19 protein-coding genes are annotated in these 18,931 nt (G+C 71.0%); 15 read left to right on the plus strand and 4 right to left on the minus strand.

Features of this window, described 5'->3' with window-relative positions; genetic code table 11:
- Positions 1-13 precede the first annotated feature (13 nt).
- From AB0435_RS12645 to AB0435_RS12655, 3 genes are all read right to left on the minus strand, one after another.
- A complete protein-coding gene (locus AB0435_RS12645; RefSeq protein WP_366426886.1) occupies positions 14-1,135 on the minus strand; it encodes a hypothetical protein in 1,122 nt (373 codons plus the stop codon).
- A 524-nt stretch (positions 1,136-1,659) separates the two neighbouring features.
- Positions 1,660-2,292, minus strand: a complete 633-nt coding sequence (locus AB0435_RS12650) for a GNAT family N-acetyltransferase (protein ID WP_366426887.1) — start codon at positions 2,290-2,292, stop codon at positions 1,660-1,662.
- A gap of 3 nt (positions 2,293-2,295) precedes the next feature.
- Positions 2,296-3,054: a GntR family transcriptional regulator gene (locus AB0435_RS12655; protein WP_366426888.1), complete on the minus strand. Its 759-nt coding sequence runs from the start codon at positions 3,052-3,054 to the stop codon at positions 2,296-2,298.
- 495 nt (positions 3,055-3,549) lie between these two features.
- On the opposite strand from AB0435_RS12655, the gene AB0435_RS12660 reads away from it, so the two are divergent.
- The 14 genes from AB0435_RS12660 (at position 3,550) to AB0435_RS12725 (ending at position 16,048) form a co-directional block, all read left to right on the plus strand.
- Entirely contained in the window at positions 3,550-3,918 is a 369-nt protein-coding gene (locus AB0435_RS12660) for a hypothetical protein (RefSeq protein WP_366426889.1), read from the plus strand.
- A gap of 109 nt (positions 3,919-4,027) precedes the next feature.
- Positions 4,028-4,318: a hypothetical protein gene (locus tag AB0435_RS12665; protein ID WP_366426890.1), complete on the plus strand. Its 291-nt coding sequence runs from the start codon at positions 4,028-4,030 to the stop codon at positions 4,316-4,318.
- Positions 4,315-5,139 carry a hypothetical protein gene (locus tag AB0435_RS12670; RefSeq protein WP_366426891.1) on the plus strand — a complete coding sequence of 275 codons (825 nt, stop codon included), beginning with the start codon at positions 4,315-4,317 and terminating at the stop codon, positions 5,137-5,139. Before AB0435_RS12665 ends, AB0435_RS12670 begins: the two co-directional genes overlap by 4 nt.
- Positions 5,136-6,554 (plus strand): hypothetical protein, encoded by a 1,419-nt coding sequence (locus AB0435_RS12675; protein ID WP_366426892.1) that lies wholly within the window; start codon positions 5,136-5,138, stop codon positions 6,552-6,554. The genes AB0435_RS12670 and AB0435_RS12675 overlap by 4 nt, the downstream gene beginning before the upstream one ends.
- Positions 6,555-6,634: 80 nt before the next feature.
- Positions 6,635-6,997, plus strand: coding sequence for a hypothetical protein (locus AB0435_RS12680; RefSeq protein WP_366426893.1), 363 nt, complete (start codon positions 6,635-6,637; stop codon positions 6,995-6,997).
- Complete coding sequence (locus AB0435_RS12685; RefSeq protein WP_366426894.1) at positions 6,994-8,712, plus strand: hypothetical protein; 1,719 nt, start codon at positions 6,994-6,996, stop codon at positions 8,710-8,712. The genes AB0435_RS12680 and AB0435_RS12685 overlap by 4 nt, the downstream gene beginning before the upstream one ends.
- 87 nt (positions 8,713-8,799) lie before the next feature.
- Positions 8,800-11,148 (plus strand): hypothetical protein, encoded by a 2,349-nt coding sequence (locus AB0435_RS12690; RefSeq protein WP_366426895.1) that lies wholly within the window; start codon positions 8,800-8,802, stop codon positions 11,146-11,148.
- Positions 11,149-11,357: 209 nt separating this feature from the next.
- Entirely contained in the window at positions 11,358-11,876 is a 519-nt protein-coding gene (locus AB0435_RS12695) for a hypothetical protein (RefSeq protein WP_366426896.1), read from the plus strand.
- 14 nt (positions 11,877-11,890) lie between these two features.
- Positions 11,891-12,301 carry a hypothetical protein gene (locus AB0435_RS12700; protein WP_366426897.1) on the plus strand — a complete coding sequence of 137 codons (411 nt, stop codon included), beginning with the start codon at positions 11,891-11,893 and terminating at the stop codon, positions 12,299-12,301.
- Positions 12,298-12,603 carry a hypothetical protein gene (locus tag AB0435_RS12705; protein WP_366426898.1) on the plus strand — a complete coding sequence of 102 codons (306 nt, stop codon included), beginning with the start codon at positions 12,298-12,300 and terminating at the stop codon, positions 12,601-12,603. Before AB0435_RS12700 ends, AB0435_RS12705 begins: the two co-directional genes overlap by 4 nt.
- Positions 12,600-13,067: a Pycsar system effector family protein gene (locus AB0435_RS12710; RefSeq protein WP_366426899.1), complete on the plus strand. Its 468-nt coding sequence runs from the start codon at positions 12,600-12,602 to the stop codon at positions 13,065-13,067. The genes AB0435_RS12705 and AB0435_RS12710 overlap by 4 nt, the downstream gene beginning before the upstream one ends.
- Before the next feature lie 174 nt (positions 13,068-13,241).
- A complete protein-coding gene (locus AB0435_RS12715) occupies positions 13,242-13,823 on the plus strand; it encodes a hypothetical protein (RefSeq protein ID WP_366426900.1) in 582 nt (193 codons plus the stop codon).
- Positions 13,824-13,982: 159 nt separating this feature from the next.
- Positions 13,983-14,915: a ParA family protein gene (locus tag AB0435_RS12720; protein ID WP_366426901.1), complete on the plus strand. Its 933-nt coding sequence runs from the start codon at positions 13,983-13,985 to the stop codon at positions 14,913-14,915.
- Complete coding sequence (locus AB0435_RS12725; RefSeq protein WP_366426902.1) at positions 14,912-16,048, plus strand: hypothetical protein; 1,137 nt, start codon at positions 14,912-14,914, stop codon at positions 16,046-16,048. The genes AB0435_RS12720 and AB0435_RS12725 overlap by 4 nt, the downstream gene beginning before the upstream one ends.
- Positions 16,049-16,130: 82 nt before the next feature.
- On the opposite strand, the gene AB0435_RS12730 is transcribed toward AB0435_RS12725, so the two are convergent.
- Positions 16,131-17,459, minus strand: a complete 1,329-nt coding sequence (locus AB0435_RS12730) for a hypothetical protein (protein WP_366426903.1) — start codon at positions 17,457-17,459, stop codon at positions 16,131-16,133.
- A 328-nt stretch (positions 17,460-17,787) separates the two neighbouring features.
- Between AB0435_RS12730 and AB0435_RS12735 the strand changes: the two genes are divergently transcribed.
- On the plus strand, positions 17,788-18,930 hold the full coding sequence (locus tag AB0435_RS12735) for an NAD-binding protein (RefSeq protein ID WP_366426904.1): 1,143 nt from the start codon (positions 17,788-17,790) through the stop codon (positions 18,928-18,930).
- Position 18,931 lies beyond the last annotated feature (1 nt).

An 18,931-nucleotide genomic window follows, 5' to 3' on the forward strand; every position in this document is an offset into this window, starting at 1 on the left:
CGCGATCTTGGAGTCAGGCACTCGCGACGGCCGGGCGCAGGGGGAAGCAGACCGGGCAGCGAACAACGGTGCGCATGCCGGATTCGTCCTCGACCGTCCGCATCCGAGTGATCTCGTCGCAGTCCAGGTCCCCGCAGTACCCGGGCAGGCTGGCAGTGGGCTGCGCGGAGGGGCGGGCCTGGTTGGGCACGGTGCGTGCGGTCGCCGCGGCACGGTGCCGACGGACCAGGTTCTCGATCCGAGACTTCAGCGCGCCTCCGGGGTTGTGGGGCAAGGGCCCCTTGGTCAGCTCGGCGATTAGTGCGTCGTCCAGCTCCCAGCCCTGGGCCGTGATGCTCTCCACCAACAACGGGGCGTACCGGCGCGCGGTCGGACGTCCGACCGCCCACGGAGCGGGCATCTCCTGAAGGAACTCCTCAGCGGCAGCAACGGCCTCCGCGTCGAACGTTTCCTCCTCCGCCTCCTCCCCCCGCGCAGCGGGATCGGTGTGCTCCTCGGGGATGCCGTGAGGCGTGAGGGGGTTGGGGGAGGTAGTTACCACCACCTCCAGGGGGGGTGTGGGGGGGAAACCGCCATTGGAGGCATCAGGCGCGACCTGCGGTTTTGCCTCATCCACCTGACCAGGCGATCCACCTGACCCGGTGAATGGAGGCATTAGGTCTGACCTGCGCTTTTCTCCATTGGAGGCATCGGGTCCGGGCCTGACCCCTTCATTGGAGGCATCAGGTGCGACCTGCGGTTTTGTCGCTTCATTGGTGATGTACTCGATCTGCTCCTGGGGCGGCTTCGGCCGCTTCGAGATCTCGTACCGGGCGCCGCCGAGCGTCCCGCCCTCCAGCCGGACGCGGTAGGTACGGACGTAACCAGCCTTGCGGATCAGCGCAAGCTCGCGGCGGACAGCGTCCTCCCCGAGCGGCCGGCCGTTCCCCGACTTCCAGCCCATCGCCCGAAACCAGTTGGTGAGCTCTGGCACATCGAACTCCTCGCCCGGCGGCATGAACCACAGAGCCTGAAGAACAGCGATCGTGAGCGGCTGCCAGCCGTGCCCGAAGAACGTCTCCTCGGTGATGGTGACCGAGGGCTCCGGCTCGATCGCCCGTGCCCACGTCTCGCGGCGGGTGTGCTTGTTCGTCACTGGGCACCCCCGAGCAGTGTCACGTGCAGGAGGGCGGGAACAGGCCGGCTGACCGTCGCCGCTTGCTGTCCGTACGGCTGCCCGAGCAGACCAGTGCGGGCACTGCCTGGACTGAGAGCTGTGACGTGAGTAACACCACGCCCTAGTGCTTCACCCAAGGGGGTGGCGGTGGTAAAGGGGGTTCCAGCGAGAGGAATCGCCTGGTCAACCCGCTGTTTCAGGCCGTGCACCGTGTTCGCCTTCCCACGGTCGGCGAAACGGGAAGTCACTCCTACTGCACGAACCGGCGCCGGGCCCGCTATCGTGGACCCGTACGCGGTTCGACGCGAGCGAGGGGAAGCTCCCGAGCCGCTACCGCGAACGTTGGGCCGAAGACTCGATCAAACTTTGGCGAGAGAGACGAGTTCTTCGGCTGTTGGCCCGGACCTTTTGGTCCGGGCCTTCTGCTTTCTGTGCTCCTTCAGTTACGAAGGGACGTTGCGCATCGTATCGCCCGGCGTGTCAGCCGCCGCATCAATACCAGCTCAGCCGGGCGCGCCTGACGTGACCTCGGGCTTCACCCGCATTGGAGGGGCCTCCCCGCTCCCCTGCGCCTTTGCTGAAGCGTCGGCGGAGGCGAGCTGACGGCCCGGGCGGGTGGTGATCGAGGCGGGGCGCTGTGCCAGCCACCCGCTTAGACGGTGGGCGGGGGCCTCGGTCCGTACGTGGCGGAAGCCGCGGCGCAGGTAATAGTTCTGGAGACGGGTGTTGTCGCGCCAGCAGTCGAGTCGGACCCATGGGAGACCGCGGTCGCGTGCCATGCCGCCGGCCCAGTCGAGGATGCGGTCGCCGAGTTCCAGACCGGCCTCGCTCGCTCTCCGCGCCGTGATCAGCTTCGCGATGTAGACGGCCGTGGCCGGGTGGTCGTCCTCGCGCCAGAAGTCGGTGTCGGGCGGCGCCAGGGTGGCGGTGGCCAGCAGTCCGCCGTCGCCGTCGTCCACCACCCACGTGCGGCCTTCGTGGATGTTGTGCTCCCACTTCGCCAGTGCGGGGCCTCGGGTCCGCGCGTCCCGCCATTGGTTGATGCCGGCGTCCTTGAGCCACTCTTCGGCCTCCATGCGGAGGTCGCGCAGCGCGGGCATGTCTGCCCCGGTCGCGGGTCGGATGGTCCTGGGCACCGGTCAGACCTCCAGCTCGTAGACGAGGCGGTGCCGGTCGCCGGGGGCGATCGTGATCATCACGCGAACGGGCGCGGTGTCGCCGTAGCCGATGCGCACGTGCTCGGCCACGGGAGTTCCGGGCGGGAGGTTCATGCGCTCGGACTCCTCCGGAGTCGGCATCCGCACGCCGATCTCGTCCCGGACGTGCCGCTGGGGGTGCCCGATGTGGGCGAGGATGCCGCCCGGCCGCGACACGTCCCGCTCCTCCATGAGTTCGGATCCCTGGGCGATGCTGCCGGGGAAGTAGGAGGTGGAGAGCTGGAACGGCTGGCCGTCCACGGTGCGTAGGCGCTCGCGGCGGACCACCTCCTCGCCGGGCTGGATCCGCAGCCAGGCGGCGACATCTTCCGAGGCGCCTTCGGTGGCGACGCTGATTTCCTGGGCGGGTTCGCGGCCGGCTTCCTTGATGGCCGTGGCCCAGTCGTCCATGACGGCCGTGTCCCGTCGCGTGCCGAGTTCGAACTTCGTCAGGTTCCAGGTGATCGGCCGGGATGCCCGTACGCGCCGGCGGCCGCCCTGCTCGCCGACGACGAGCCCCTCGACCTTGAGCACGTCGATGCCCGCGCTGACCGTCCGGGTCGTGACCCCGTAGTGGTCGGCGAGCTCCCGGCTCGTGGGCAGCACCTCGCCCGGGCGCAGGCTGCCGTCTCTTATCTGCGCCCGGATGTCGTCTGCGATCGAGCGGGCGGTGGCCCGCTGATCGCGCTTCGCCTTCTCCATGGCCGCTGAGTGTACCCACAGAGAACCGACTTTGGTACATAAGAGCGCCGCGCGGTCGCGCTCTCAACTCAACTTAGGTACTTAACTCTTGACGGGGTGCCACCTAAGTGATGTACGGTCCTTCATCAACGGCGCAAGTTATGTACCGAAGTTGAGGGACATGGTTACGCCGTGATGGGGCACAGCTGTGTCCCGGATGCGTCCTCGGAACCGGCCTTCGGGCTAGGCCGGGAGAGCGCAACTTCCTTGAGAACTCCACAGCGTGCGAAGAGAAAACGCCCTCTGCGCTGGTCGCTGCACCTGAGCGGCCCGCGAGGGATGCCCAGACAGATTCGGTCCGACGTGTCCGCCTCGACGCGGGATGCGCCCCGGCCGTGGCTGTCTGGCTAGACGAACCACCTTTAAGCGCCCGAAAAGGGCGCGGCCCCGGACAAGGCGCTCCAACGCCCCCGGGGCCACTTCGGAACCAACACTCACGCAAGGAGTGGATCCCGCATGAACAGCATGACGGAACCGGTGGCCATCGGGCGAATCTCGTCCGGTCACACCAGCCGCACCACCCGGATCGGGCTGTCGCTGGAGCTCGGAATCGACACCGACCTCATCACCGGCAGCGAGTACGAGATCCCCGAGACCCTGAGCGAGCAGCAGCGCCACGAGGCGCTGTTCGCCTGCTTCACCGAGGATTACACCCGCCGCGAGGCCCTGGCCGACATGGTCGCCTCCAACTTCCTGGCCCTCGACGAGGTCGCCCACGCCGTCGCGCACCTGGAGGTCATGGCCTCGGTCCTCGACGACATCGAGGACGAGGACAACCGGCATGGCTTCGAGCCCGAGGCGATGGTCTGGGGGCGGGCGGCATGACGGATGACGACCGCAAGACGCTGTCGGACAAGCTCCGCGAGACCAACCGCCGGTCGACCGGCAGCGACGCGGGGAAGAACGCCGTGACCGCCGGATCGGCGGTGGCGCTGTGACGACCCGCGCCGAACTCACCCGCATCGGGCGCCACGTCGTGCGTGGCGCCGACGAGCTGCACCCGGTGGCGCTGGTCGCCCTCGTCGTGGTGCTGCTGGGCCTGGCCTACGGGGTCGGCCTGATCCTGGAGCCCGCTCTGATCGCGGCTGTCACCGCCCTGGTCGCGGCGGTCAAGGCCGCCGCGGTCCTGGGGGCCGCCGGCCTGGCGGGCCGCTGCGCGGTCCGCGCCGCCCGCCGCCACTTCTCCCGCTCCGGTACGCCGCGCTCCAAGGAGGCCCACGCATGATCCGGATCGTCCTGACGCGCCGCCTGACCGCCCTGACCGGTCAGCGGGACCGCGCCGAGGCCCGCGTCCCGGCCGTGCAGCTGCGGCTGGCCCGGCTCAAGAACGACCGCGACCAGCTGCTGCGCGACTTCGACGAGCGCGCCGTCCTCGCGCAGGAACAGGCGGGCAAGCTGGAGCGGAACCTGCGAGAGGAGGAACAGCGCTCCGAGACCCTGGCCGACCAGCTGAGGCAGGCCCGCGAAGAACTGGCCGCGCTCCGCACGGTCGAGCGCTGGCTCCAGGAGACCGTCGAGCACTACCTCAACGCGGCGGAGGCGCCGGTGGAGGTCATCGTCCACGACGGCGTCGTCCACGGCGTCGAACGATCCCGGGAAACGGCAAAGGAGACCGTCCGCCGGGTTGATCCGGCAGTCACCTCCTGGTCGCCGGTATCGCCGGATGAGGACCCGCGCGTCGGCTGGAAGATCGCCACGCGCCGCCTGCCGGAGGTGGCGCGGCCGCCGCACGACGCAGAGCTCCAGGCGCATTACTGGCCCGAGGCCGACGCCCCGCACTTCCCGAGGCCGGGGCGGTCGCCGGAGGCCGACCAGCTCCCCGACCCCTTCTCGGAGCTCGCCCGCAGCCTCTGGCTGATGGCCGATCACCTGGAGAAGGCCCAGTGCACCGAGTGCGTGGATGCGCTGAGCACGGTGTCCTTCGGCGACCTTGTGGGCCTGGCCTGCGTGGCCACCAACCGTGACTGGCCGAAGGCCCTGGGCCTCGTCAACGCGGAGCGTGAGCGCCGCCGCGTGGCGGCTCGTGGGGAGGCCGTGTCTCAGTGACGACCTACCAGACCGAACCCCCGGCCACCCACAACGGCCATCCCCCGGCGGAACCGCCGTACGGGCAGGTGCCCATCGGCGGCCCGTCCCCGCGGCGCGAGGAGCGGCGCCGCGATCAGAGCACCGAACGGGCCGAGCGGCGCGAAGACCTGCGGCAGGACCGCGAGGAGCGGCGCCGCGACCGTGAGCACGAGCGCCAGCTCAAGACCAACGAGCGCAACGCCAAGGCCGCCCGGAAGCGCCAGGAGCGTGAGGCGCGGGAGAAGTCCCGGGGCCGCCGCCGCAGGGAACGCCGTGCTGCCTGGCAGGCCGCTCAGATCAAGCTGGCCCACCACATGCCGCTGTGGGGCCTGCCGGTCGTCGCCGTCTCCATGGTCTTCGGCTGGACCGGACAGGCATCGGCCGCCGCTGCCCTCGGGATGGGCATGGCCGCTGTGGGCGTCCCGGTCCTGACCGAAGGCATGACGCTCACCATGGCCGGTCTGACCGGGCAGGCCATCGAGCAGAAGCGCCCGCACCGGTGGCTGCTGCGGACCACGGTGATCACCGCCGTGATCGCGGCGGCCATCAACGCCGCCGGGCACCTGATCGAGGACCACTCGGCCGCCGGCTTCTACCGGGCAGGCACCTACGCCCTCGCCTCGCTGGCCGCCGTGGCCCTGTGGCTGGTGGTGATGCGCTCCAAGAAGGCCGCGCTCTCCAAGCAGACCGCGGAGGACGCCGACCGGTGGCGACGGCTGGGCCGCCGCCACCCGATCCTCGTCCGGCGCGCCCGGCGCCTCGCCGACAACACCACCGTCTCCATGGACTCCGCGTACGAGACGGTGTGGACCCGGGCCCACGGGGCCGCTCCCGACGAGCCGTCGATCCGCGAGATCCGCGCCGCCCGGCGGGCGGAGTACCGGCGCGCTGTGGCTGAGTCCTGGGACGGCCGGCACCGCTGGATCGGCCGGGACACACCGCCGCCGGTGGTGGTTCCCGACGCTTCGGATCCGGGCCCGGACGCGGTCGTCGAGACCGCGTCCGACGATGCGCCCGAGGTGATCCCCGCGCCCTTCCTGCCGGTCGCCCTGACGATTCCCGGACTGGACGGACAGTGGGTGGCGCACCGGGTGCCGGTGCATCCGCTCACCGCTTCCCGCCCGCCTGCGGAAGCGGTTCCCGAAGAGGCCACAACCCGCTTCCCGCAAGGGAAGGACGCAGGTGTGGACCCCGTCCGGGAGCAGGTCGCCGACGACCGTCTGGAGACGGCCCGGGCCCTGGTCGCCGAGGTCCTCGACGCCGGTGGGGACCTGATGAAGGAACCGTCAGCACGGCAGACCGCGAAGCGGCTGGGATGCAGGCCGGGCACCGCCCGCGCCTTCCTCGCCGAGGCGCTCGCCGAGCACGGAATCACCCGGCCCAAGCGCCGCTGACCCCGCCGCTTCCCTCACCCGGGACGCGCCCCGTCCCCCTGCCGGGGCGCGTCCCGGGACCTTCCCCCTTTGGAGACTTCGTGTCTGCCCGACTCCTGTCCGCCATCCGTTTCCTGGCCTCCGTCGCCGTCGGCACCATGGCGGTGGCCACGCCCCTGACCGCCGGCGGAATCGCCGGACTCTACGCCCACGGCGACTTCAACCCGCTGCTCCCGGACGCGGTGCCCGTGCCCACCGGACACAGCCTCGGCCTCGCGCTCGGGGCGGCCATGTTCATTGGCATCGCCGTCGAGGGCCTGACCGGCGAGTGGTTCGCCAAGACCCGGGCCCGCGTCGGCGGCACGCCCTGGCACACCTGCCCGGCCTGCGCCCAGCACGTCGACACCCCGGCCGACGAGTTCTGGCCCGTCCCGGCCCTGCCCCACCGCAAGGAGGAGCAGTGACCACAACCACCGACGACCTCGCCCTCGACGAGGACCTCCACGAGGACCTCGACGACGGCGACGCCGGAGCCGACGAGACCGGGTCCGCGCCGCTGCCGGCCCGGCCCTCCACCCCGACCCCGCACACCCCCGGCGGGATCCCCGGCGTACCGCTGACCGTCATCGGCGCCAACTCGACGGTCGCCGCAGTGTCCGCCGCGGTCGTGACGGCCGGGGCGACGACGACCGGCCTGGCGGCCGCCGGTCTGGCGGTCACCGCCGTGGGAGCCACCGCCCTGACCCGCCGCGTGGCCGCGAAGACCGCCGAGGGCCGGGCCAGCACCACCGGCGGCGGGAAGTCCGCCGGTGGATCGGCCCGCACCCGCACCGGTTCCTCCTCCGGGGGCCTCGGCGGCCGCCGAGGCGCGGCCGGCGGAGGCAAGGTGCCCCGGGCCCGGGGCGGCTCCGCCTCCGGCTCCCGAAGCACCGGCGCCGGTGGTCGCGGCGGGGCCCGCGCGCTGCGGGCCTCCGGCCAGAGCGCTCAACGGCGGGCGGCCGCATCGAGCGCGGCGAAGAACGCGCGGGGGACGCTCGGCGCGGTCAAGGACGCCCGCGCCGCCCGGAAGTCCGCCGCCCCCACCCGGGCGCAGCAGCGGGCGAAGGACACCGCCGACGCCCGACGTCTGAGTGACGCCCGGCGGGCGGCCAAAGCCCAGCGCAAGGCCGGACGCCGCGCCGCCAAGGGCAAGGGCACCGGCGGCGGTTCCGGCTCGGGCCGCACCGGCGGCCTGGGGCTGCGGAAGTCCCCGAAGCCCACCGGCCTCGGCGGCGGGCGCGGGGCGCAGTCGAAGGACCAGGGGCGCGGCCGCCGTGGCGCGGCCGCCCGCCGGGATGGCGCCCGGAAGTTGTCGATGCGCGAGCGCGCCCGGCAGGCCAGGCGCCGCGCCCGGGACCGGTTCCGCCGGGCGCAGGACCAGCGCACCGCCCGCCGCCTCTCCCGGCTGCGGGACGTCCGTCGGCGGGCCCGTGCCCGGATGCGGATGTGGCGGCGGCTGACCGCCTCGGCGCTGCGCTGCTACGGCCGCAAGGTCCTGGCCGCCGGCCTGAGCATCCCCTTCTTCGCCATCGGCCTGATCACCCACCCCATCGGCGTCCGGTTCGGCTGGCGCTGGTTGCAGTACCTCGGCCCGCGCGTCTACCGGCGCCTGGCCAACGCCGCTGACCGGGCCCGCGCTGAGCGCGACCGCACCATCCGCGACGCGTACGAGACGGCCGTCGAGGCCGCCGAGCACGACGACCACGCCGTGGCGGCGAAGGTCCGCCGCGCACCTCGCCACCACGCCCACGGCATGAGCACAGGAGGTTCCACCCACATGTCCACCCCCGCCGGCCCCGGGTTCCTGTTCAACGAGTCCGCCGCCGACATGGAAGCCGCGGCGCAGGCGTACGACCCCGACGGCATGATGCACGTCCACGACACCATCGCCGGCTTCCCCGACGCGCTGGATTCGGTGGCCAACACCTTCGCCATCCTCGCGAAGAAGGCCGACGACGAGTTCCCGCTGGAGCCCGAGGTCGGCGCGGCCCTGGATGACATCTACAAGGCGCTCCAGCAGGCCATCGACGCGGCGGAAGAAGCGTTCAAGATCTTCGGCGTCGTGCACGAGCAGGACATCAAGCGGCACACCGACCCGCGGAACAACGCGGAAGAGAAGTGGGACACCACCAACAACTAGCCCCCGCTCCCCTGCCGTTCCGCCCGGGCCCGCACACGCGTCGTGTGCGGGCCCGGCCCCTTCACCCCCTGTCAGGAGCTCTAGAAGGTGACCGAGAAGACTGTGAGCCGCGACCGCCGCTCCCCCAAGGAACTCACCCTCACGAAGAAGAAGCCGGGCGACGACACCCGGCTGCCCCCGCTGGACTGGGCCCGCGGACACGGGCCGATCACCGGCGCCCTGTCGGCGACGACCGGCGCCGCGGCGGTCGCGCTGCTGGGCACCGCGACCGGGATGCCCGAAGGCTGGCCGCTGGTGATCGGCGCGGCCGGCGCGATCGGCCACGGCATCGGCCACAGCGTCCGCCGCAAGCTGACCGTACGCTCCGTCGTCGCCCGCGCCGCCTCGTGGCTGGTGGCTGGCGGCTGGACGACCTGGGCCATGGCCCACGGCCCGCTGTCGTGGGCGGCGGCCGGTTCCCTGGCCGCCCTCGGCGTGGGCACCTGGGCCGCCGCCTCGCACACCGCCGCCTGGGAAGAGATCGCCGAGGAAGAGCGGTTCTCCGCCGCCGCTCAGGCCGCGTCCGCCGAACTCGACACCAAGCGCCGCGTCATCGCCCGCGAGTGGCAGGACCGCATCAAGCGCGTCGCCACCGTCGACGTCAAGGTCATCGCGGTCGAGTTCTGGGAGACCGGCGCCGGCTACTCCCTGGAAGCCGAACTACCCGGCGGCGGCGTGACCTGGGACCGCATCGGCGCCCGCTCCCGCGCCCTGGCCTCCGACGCCCGGCTGCCGCTCGGCTGCACCGTCCGCGTCGAGGAAGGCGAAGCGCAGGGCCTGGTCGTGCTCGACGTCATGACCAAGAACATCATGCGCGAAGAGAGGCTGTACCCCGAGGACTACAGCCCCCTGTCCCTCCTCACCGGCATCCCGTGGGGCCTGCGCCCCACCGGGGAAGAGATCGCCGTCTTCCTCCGCGAGGCGTGCGCCCTGATCCTCGGCCCGCCCGGATCCGGCAAGTCCACGTTCATGGACGTCATCATCGCGGGCTTCGCCCGCTGCGTCGACGTCGTCACCTGGGTGATCGACCTCAAGCAGGGCGCGGTCGGCATCCCGTGGGTGACCCCGTGGCTGGAAGCCCGCGGGCTGATCGAGCCGGACGACCCGGACGATAAGGCACCCGACGGCACCAAGCCGGGCATCGACTGGCTCGCCTCCACCCCCAAGGAAGCCATCCGCATGCTCAAGGCGGCGCTGCGCATCAACCGGGCCCGTCAGCTGCACTACCAGAAGCTGATGCGGAAGATGGACACCACTCTCCTGCCCATCTCGCCGGACCTTCCGCAGATCGAGATCCTCATCGACGAGGGCGCCGAGATCCTGGCCCACGCCAACAACCGGCGCGAGCCGGAGAAGCGCGAACTGGCCGAGCTCATCCGGGAGGGCATGCGTACCACCCGCGCGATGGGCATCCGCAAGGTGCTCACTGCCGTGGACGGCAACGTGAGCACCATCGGCGACACCGTCGTCAAGCGGTTCAGCCCCGTCTCGGCGGCGCTGACCTCCGGCGAGAACAGCGGCCACAACGTGGCCAAGCTCTTCCCGCGGGCCCGCATCGACACCTCCCAGCTAAACGAGAAGGGCGCCGGCATCATCGCCGACTCGGGCGCCGACGGCTTCGCCGCCACCGAGTTCAAGGGCTGGAAGTCGCAGCCGTCAATGGTCCGCAAGGTCGTGCTCGCCACCAACGGCCGTCGCATCGAGCTGGACGACATCTCGGCACAGGCCGCCGGGGACGACTACCGCGACCGCTGGAGCCCCGAGCGCGCGGGCTGGCTCGTCGTCGCCGCCAACGCCGCCCGCCTCGGCGAAGTCCCCGACGGCGGCGAGGAGACCGCGGCGCCGGCCACGACCACCGCCGTCCTCGACCCGGCCGAGCCCCCCGCGGCGCCCGACACCCGCCGCCGCAAGTCGCTGGGCCTGTCGTACGAGCAGAAGGGCACTGAGGACCCCGACGTCCTCGCCGCACAGTTCATGGCAGAGATCGACAAGCGGTTCGGCACCACCGAGGAACCCCAGCGCCCCAGCGGCCAACCGCAGCCGGACAACGACGGCGACGGGGACGACAACGGTAAGGGCAGGCGCACCCGCTCGCTGGGCCTGTCCTACGAGCGCAACACCGCAGAACCGAGCCCGCCGTCGGACACCGCCCCGGCCGAGGACACCACCGAGTCGACGCCCGCTCCCTCGGCCGAAGGCCCCGACTGGCTGCCCCAGGCGCTGGAAGTGATCGAGGCCGCGGGCACGACGGGCATGAAGGTCGGCCAGATCGCCGGACTGGTCAAGCGGGACCGCAAGACCGTCCGCCAGGCCCTGCAAGACGCCGTCGCCCGCAACCAGCTGGTCTACCGCGAGAACGGCCCGCAGTCCGTCTTCCTCCACCCCGACCACACCTGACCAGGTAACAGACAGCTACCGAGTAGTGGGTAGTGGGGCCCACCCCACTACCCACTACACACCCCCACAACCCGGAAACCGCCCCCAACCTGCGCTTTTACTGGCGACCCCAGTACCCAGTACCCACCCCCACTACCCAGCACGGACGCAGAACGTCACCAGCGTGAGCGGCCGGCACGGACGCTCACCCCGGCCCCCGAAGGACACCGGTGGACACCACCCGCGACCCCATCACCGCCCTCGCCCGGGCCAACCAGCCGTGGGCGCACCCCCACCCCACGACGCCGGCCCCGCTCCTCCACACCCACGGCCCCGCCGCCCAGACGGGCGTCGTCGTCCCGCCCGAACAGCTCGCCGCGCTCATCGCCGCCGCCCAGCTCGCCCAGCAAGCTCCCCCCGCCCCGCCGCCCGCAGCCACCCCGGTCGACACCCGCATCTCCGGCCGGGCCAAGGGCACAGCCCTCGTCACCGCAGCCGGCGGCATCGGAGTCGGCACCGCGGCCGCCGGCATCGGCTACGGCGCGGGCCTCATCGCCGACAAGTCGGAAGGACTCATGACCGCCGCCCTCGCGCTCGGGATCGGCAGCGGCTCCATCGCCGCCCTGGTCCTCCTCCTGCGCTGCCTCTTCGCCAGCCGCAGCAACGGCAGCGACACCACGCCCACCACCATCCACCAGACCGTGAACGCATGCGGCTGGTTCTCCAAGGGCTCCATCCACAACCACTGACGAAGGACACCACCGTGCCCGAACTTGACCCCAGCCCGCCGCTGCCCTTCACCTTCCGCGACGCCTACAGCCGCGCCCCCCGCCTCCTCGACGAGACCGCCGCCGTCACCCGGCTCCAGGCCCTCGTCGGCGACGCCGACAGCACCCCGGACGAACTCCGCGAATACCTGCTGCGCTACGCCGCCCTCGCCGACCGCCAGGCCGAAACAACCGGCGACCAGCACGACATCAACGAAGCCGAGCGCACCGCCGAGCAGCTGCTCAACCACGACCGCCAGCACGGCGTCACCGCGGGCTCTACGGACAAGACCACCCGGTGTGGACCCGCCACGGCGGCCGCGGCTACGTCCGCCAGGAATACGCCACCTGGTACCCCGACCACCTCAGCTAACCTGCCCGCACCCCTCGCGAAGGGAAGCCCGTGACCCTCTTACAAGACGTCCTCAACCGCTGCGGTCGACGCTGCGGATGCGAAGGAGCATGCGGCCGGACCCACCCGGACGGCACGTGCAACTCCTTCCGCGACCTCACCGCCGCCCCGTACCCCGCCCGCGCCACCGACGCCCAGAACGCCAGCGCCCCGCCGGAAGACCTCCGCCCCTGGTGCGGCCCCTGCTGGAACCACGCCCGCGCCCGTGCCAGCAAGCGCGCCGCGACCGCCCGCCGGCAGCAGATGGAGAACAGCCAACGGTCCCTGTTCGACATCACCTCGGGGACCGCCGCGTGACGACCACCGACCCTCGACTCGACGCCCTGCTCACCGAAGCCAACGCCATCGTGCGCAAGGAGATCGAGCGCAGCGAGCCCAAAGCCGGCGCCCTGCTGTCCGCCTTCAGCATCCCCCTGGCCGTCCTCGTCGCCACGGTTCCCGGACGCCACCTATCGCCGACCGTCGACCTGCTCGCCACCATGGGCGCAACCGGGCTCGCCGTCGCTGTGATCACAGTCCTCTACATCATCCGGCCGCACATCACCGGAGCACCCCGCGGTACGTACCTCTACTGGGCCACCCTCGACCCGGCCACCCCCCAAGACCTGATCGACGACCTCCTTGAAGAGCGCCGCGCCGAGGACATCATCCGCCTGGCCAAGCTGGCCCGGGCGAAGCACCGCCGAACACGCCTGGCCATCAACATCACCGTGGCCGCGCTCGTGGCCCTCGACGTGGCCCTGCTCATCGCCCGCCTGTAGCAGCAGCTTCTACTGGCATTCCCGCCCCCGCTGGCCGTATGAGGCGACAGGATGAGGCCCGGAGCGCCGACACCGGCCCGGGCCTCCCGGTCACCTCCGCCAGGACCGCCACGCCTGGCTCTCCGCCACCTCACCCGATTAGGAGCATCCCGTGCACTGGACCCGACCACGCTCGTGCAGATCGACGAGGCCACCGACCGTGACCGCGCCAGCGACGGCCGCTCCCGCTACGGCGTCTACCTCCGCCAGCAGGACCCGAAGGGCTGGTTCCTGGACGACGATGAGGCCCGCGACCCCGGTGTCTTCGCCCGGTTCGCCTGGGCAGCCGGCACCGGCCCCGTCATGAGCCCGGCCTACGCCGTCGTCCGTCCGGACCTCGACATCCGCCTGACGCGCGCCGAGGAAGACGGCTCCCTCCTCGTCCTCGTCGACGTGCGCCTCCACCACGACGCCCTCACCAAGGAGCACCGGCCCCCCTATCGGATCGCCACATGGGAGACCGTCCACGGCATCGGCGACGGCGACTACCCCACGCGCATGGAGCCGGAGAACGAATCGAAGACCGCGCTGCTGCTCACCGCCACACTGCGCGTCTCCGGCGCCGCTTGGGACCTTTGGCAGCCCTCCGGCGAACTGGAAGGCGAGACCCTGACCGATGACGCGAAGAGTGCCGTACGGCGCCTGGCGGAGCTCATCAACCAGCACATCGGCCCGAAGGTCGCAGCCCTCCTCGGCAGCGAATCCGGCCGCTGGTAGCAGTTCGCCCTCACCCGAGGCGTGCGAATTCGCACGCCTCAGTTCGAATTCGAATCGAACGTCGGCGTGCGAATTCGCACGCCGACGAAGACGGCCCCGTCCCTCGCTTGGCGAGGGGCGGGGCCGGTTCTGTGTTTCACCCCGGTACGGTGTGGGGCTGTGATCGAAACACCACGGCCCACCGTACCCGTCACGATGCTCTCCGACGATCTTGCGTTCCTGGACATCGTTACCGAATGGGACACTTCCGCCAATTATCACCAGTGGAAGCCGTCCATCGTCGTGCCTGCGACCTTCCGGCCCAGCCCGGAACAGATGCGGTACGTCATCACCGTCGCCAACCAGAAGGGTGGAGTCGGCAAGACGCTGACCGCCTTTGAACTCGCCCTCTCGCTGGTCGCGCGGGGCCTGCGCGTGCGACTGATCGACGCCGACCCTCAGGTCGCCTCCCTGACGCTCTGGCTGCCCGTCATCTATCCCGAGGGGCTGCCCGAGGATCAGCGGCGCAGCCTGCGAGATGTGTACTACGACCAGTGCACCCTCGCTGAGGCGACCTACCCCACCCCCTACCAGGGGCTCTACCTCGTGCCGTCGTTCCCGGACCTCGACCAGGTGCAGAACGAACGGCCCACTGGGTACGAGACGTGCCTGCGCTGGCACCTGCGCGAGTGTGACGACGACTTCGACGTGACGATCATCGACTCCGGCCCAAGCCTGGGAGCCCTGACCGTCTCGGCGCTGGTCGCAGCTCACGACGTGGTGATCCCGGTCCAGGCAGCTAGCGGCCTGGATGTTGAAGGGGCCGCCTCCCTGTATCAAACGATCGACACCGTCACCAACCGCATGAACCGCGACCTGCGAGTGGCCGCGATCTTCCTGACGGACTTCGAGAAGTCGAAGCTCGCGCGCACGATCGGCGGCGAGATGGCCAAAGCGTTCCCTGATGCGCTGATCGTGCCCACTCGTACGTGCGTGAAGATCGGTTCAGCTCAGCTGGAGAAGAAGGCCCTACGGGAGTTCGCGCCCGATGCCACGACCGTGCTCGATTACGACCGCGGTGCGGGCATCCTCGTCGGGAGGGCCAGCCTGTGAGCATCGCTGGCAAATTCGCCACCAACGGGTCCTCGGCAGTCGCCAATCGCACCAATGCGCTTCTCGACGGCAAGGGGGCCGGGGATCCGATCGAGGTGATGCGTGAGCTCGCCGAGTCGCTGCCGAACCTCGACGCCGTACAGGAGGTCTTCGAGGGCGACGCATCAGAGCTGACGGAGACTGAGCGACAGCAGAAGAACAAGACCGAAGAGGTCATCCGTACTGCCGTCGCGGTCGGCAATGCGTCGATCTGGATCGTTGCGCAGGGCCTTGAGCGGGCCCACAAAGGACGCTGGTGGCGTCGCAGCCATGAGACCTACGAGGCGTACGTCAACGACCTCACCGGCCGTTCAGCCTCCTACGTCCGGCGTCTTCGCTCCGGCGCGCCCCTGGCGCTGGAGACGGCTGCCCGCACGGGCCGCGTGCCCAACCCGGGCCAGGTGGAAGAGACCCGCAAGACGGAGAAAGTACACGGCCAGACCGCGGCCATCCTGCTCTTCCAAGTGGTCTCTGAAGTTGCCGAGGAGATGGGCGACAAGTCGACCGCCGAGACCCTGCGCCTTGTCCGCCAGGAGCTCCCGCCTGCCCTCCCGGACGCCCCGGAGCAGCAGAAGATAGAGATCGAGCGGGTCACCCGACGCGCCCTTGGTCACGGCGTCGAGGATGCCGACGAGGCGGAGGGCGACCCCGAGCAGGACGCCGAGAATCGCGGCACCGACACGGAGGCCGGCGCGAACGAGGAGACGGGGTCTGGAGCTGACGGGCACGACGACGAGCACAGCGACGGCGGCGATGGCGACGAGATCGTGGACGCCGAGATCGTTCCCGAGTCCCTGGTCGTCATCAAGGACGCCGCGAAGACCCTCCTGAACTTCAACCGGTCCATCACGCGGAAGACCTTCATTCAGGCCGCCGCCGAGGCGAACCCGGAGGAATACGCCGCGGCCGTGGCCGACTTCCTCAAGCAGGCCACCGCGTTCCAGAAGAAGGCCCTTCACGCACCCAAGGTCTACGGGGCCGCCCCGGTCTGCCAGACGTGCGAGACCGTCACCGTGCCCGGTGACAAGACCTTCAAGGGCTACTGGTGGTGCCCGCAGTGCGAGGCCACTCAGGGTGATCGCAAGCCGCTTTAAGGGACGATCGGAATGACGAAGGGGGGCCTCCCGGGCTGGGAGGCCCCCCTTCGCTGTCCTCGTGCGGGAGGCTGCCGTGCGGCTAGCTGGCGAGGGCCCGGATCTCTTCGGCCAGTTCCCCGGTGGCGGGGTGGGTCGGGTACCGGCGTCGCAGGGTCAGGCTGAGCTGTTGGGCGCGGCCCTTGACGGAGTCCACGAGCCGGCTGCCGGTCAGTGCCTGGCGTGCGATGTCGACAGCGGCCTCTGGGTCGCGGAGCGCCGCGTGTGCGTGTGCGAGGTCGAGCTGGGCGATCGCGAGACGTGTGGGTGCCTGATGCGGTTGAGAGGCCGCGCGGTAGTGGGTGATGGCTTCCTGGGCCGCGGTACGGGCGCGTTCTGCGTCGCCGAGCCACCGGAGGCTGGTGGCGTCGTAGGAGGTGATGCGGACGGCGTCGACGGCGTAGAGGCCGGCGGCGTGGAGGGGGAGGCGTGCCTGGTGCCGATGGGAGGTGGCGGCGGCGGTCCGGTACGCCTCGCGGTTGCCGAGCAGTGCGTTCGCGCGGGCGACCTGGGCGTGCAGTCGTACGGCGGCGTTGCCGTCCTTGGGGGCGACGGCCAGGCCGCGGGTGGCTGCGGTAAGGGCGTCGAGCGGGTGTCCGGCGTAGAGCTTGTGGGTGCAGCGGGCGTCTTCCGCCCAGGCGCCGACCTCTTTGACCCCGGCCTGTTTGCCGTGGGCCCAGGCGTCTTCGCAGAGGGCCTCGACCAGGTCGTCGCCCTTGCCGAGGTCATGGGCGAGCCACGCGAGGATGACGGAGAGCATGCCGCTGTGGTGGGCCAGGGCGCGGCCTTCTTGGAGGGTGTGGCGGCGCTCGTGCAGGTAGACGAAGGCTTGGTGGCGGTGGGCGGCGGCGACGGGCCACAGTTCGTGGGGTGGCTGGGCGGAGTAGGTGGCGCCGAGGTGGTGGACGGCCAGGTCGAGTTGCTCGATGTCGCCGGGGGCCAGCTCTGTGGTGGTGGCGTGCTGGGTGTAGGCCCGCACGGTGTCGGCGCTGGCGCGGCCTGTGGTCATCAGGGGAGTCAGGGCTGTGCCGCCGATGAGGGCGAGAGCCGTTCGCCGTTTCGTTTGATCATCACCTGCTTCGACGGGCGCCGCCGTCGGCGCGATGGGGGCGTGGGGACAGTGGCCGTGGGGGACCAGCTGGAGATCGGCCGGGGTCAGGGGCGTGGACAGTCCGCAGAGCCGGGTCAGGGTCTCCGCGACGTACGCGGGCATGGGCTCGCGCGGGATTTCTCCGTCGTTGACCCAGTGGGCGATCCGGGACCGGTCGGGTGCGAGTTCGGGCTGGCCGTGAGCTGCGGTGGTGTGTTTCAGGTGGATTGAGAATTTTCCATAGCTCAGTCCTGTCTGGACGATCCAGTGCTTGAGCGGCACGTTCGCCGGTTTTTTACGTCGCGCACGCTCGCCTGGAACCGTCACCGGAAGCTCCTCTTGCCGTGTGCGGGGCCTTAGCCACCGTAGCGCCAGCCGGAAAGCCGTGCGGGGTGTGGCGCGCAATTCGCCACACCCCGCCACGGCGTCCGCCACGCCGTGCGGCGCCGCAAGCGCAACCAACCGCTACAGGCGCCTATCTAGCTCCGCCACACGCAGATGCGGTGAGCTACTCGGGCTGGTATCCGCCTCGGCGCAGGGCCCATGACGCTCTGCTGCCGAGCGCGGCTCCGGTTGCCGGTACGGCTGACACTCCGTCGAGGGAGAGCTGATGCGCCCTGCCGACCGCTTCTTCAATGAGGTCCTGCTCACCGCTCCGCCGGCGGCCGCGGTGACCTCCGTCCTGGTGGCCCATCTCTTGCCGAGCCAGCCACCCTTCTTCGACGCGTTACGCCGCGTCTCCTCGCTCGCCGCCGTCATCCCGAAGCCGCGGTCCGTCCACCGCACGGTCTTCGAGCAGGCCCGGGCCCTCGCGCCGGTGGACGCGATGACCCGCGAGGACCTGGCCGGCGAGCAGGGCCTGGTGGACTACCTCGAACGCCGGGCGGCCGGGCTGCCTGTGGTCCTGCTGGACGTGGGCGGCTACTTCTCGCCCGGCCTTCAGACCGCGTGCGAGGCGTTCTCCGGGCAGGTCCTCGGCGTCGTCGAGGACACCGAGAACGGGCTGCGCCGCTACGCGGCCCACGACAAACTGCCGTGCCCGGTCTACAGCGTGGCCCGCAGCCCCCTGAAGGAGGCCGAGGACCGGCTGGTCGGGGAGAGCATCGTCTTCTCCACCGAGGCCCTGGTGCGCGAGCTGGGAGAGGTGCTGCCCGGACGGCGCGCGTGTGTCATCGGCTACGGCAAGGTCGGCTCCAGCATCGCCCGCACTGTGCGCGCCCGCGGGCTGCCGGTGACCGTCGTCGAGCGCGACCCGGTGCGCCTGGCGCACGCGCTCAGCGCCGGCTTCGATGCCGCAGACCGCCCGCAGAGCGTCCTGTCCGGCGCTGATCTGGTCTTCTGCGCCACGGGCAGCCGCTGCCTGGCCGCAGGCGACCTGGCCCGCCTGCCGGACGGTGCCTTCGTGGCGACGGCGACCTCGGCCGACGACGAGCTCGACCTGAGCGGCATCGACGACCTCTTCACCCACCGGCCGGTCGCCCGCCACATCAGCCTCTACGAGCGCGGCGGACGGCACTTCCACCTGCTCAACGACGGCCAGGCGCCCAACTTCCTGCACGGCTCGGCCCTCGGGCCTGCGATCCACCTGGTGCAGGCGGAGATCCTCGTCGCCCTGGGCAGGCTCGCCACCACGGCGCACGCGCCGGGCCTGTGCGAGGTCCCCCACGGCATCCGCTGCGCCATCGCCGACCTGTGGGTGCACACCTTCCACCCCCCGACGCACCCTCACCCCTTGCTGAAGGAGATGAGCTGAC

It is taken from the genome of Streptomyces sp. NPDC051173 (genome assembly GCF_040689515.1).
In the GTDB taxonomy this organism is placed as follows: domain Bacteria; phylum Actinomycetota; class Actinomycetes; order Streptomycetales; family Streptomycetaceae; genus Streptomyces.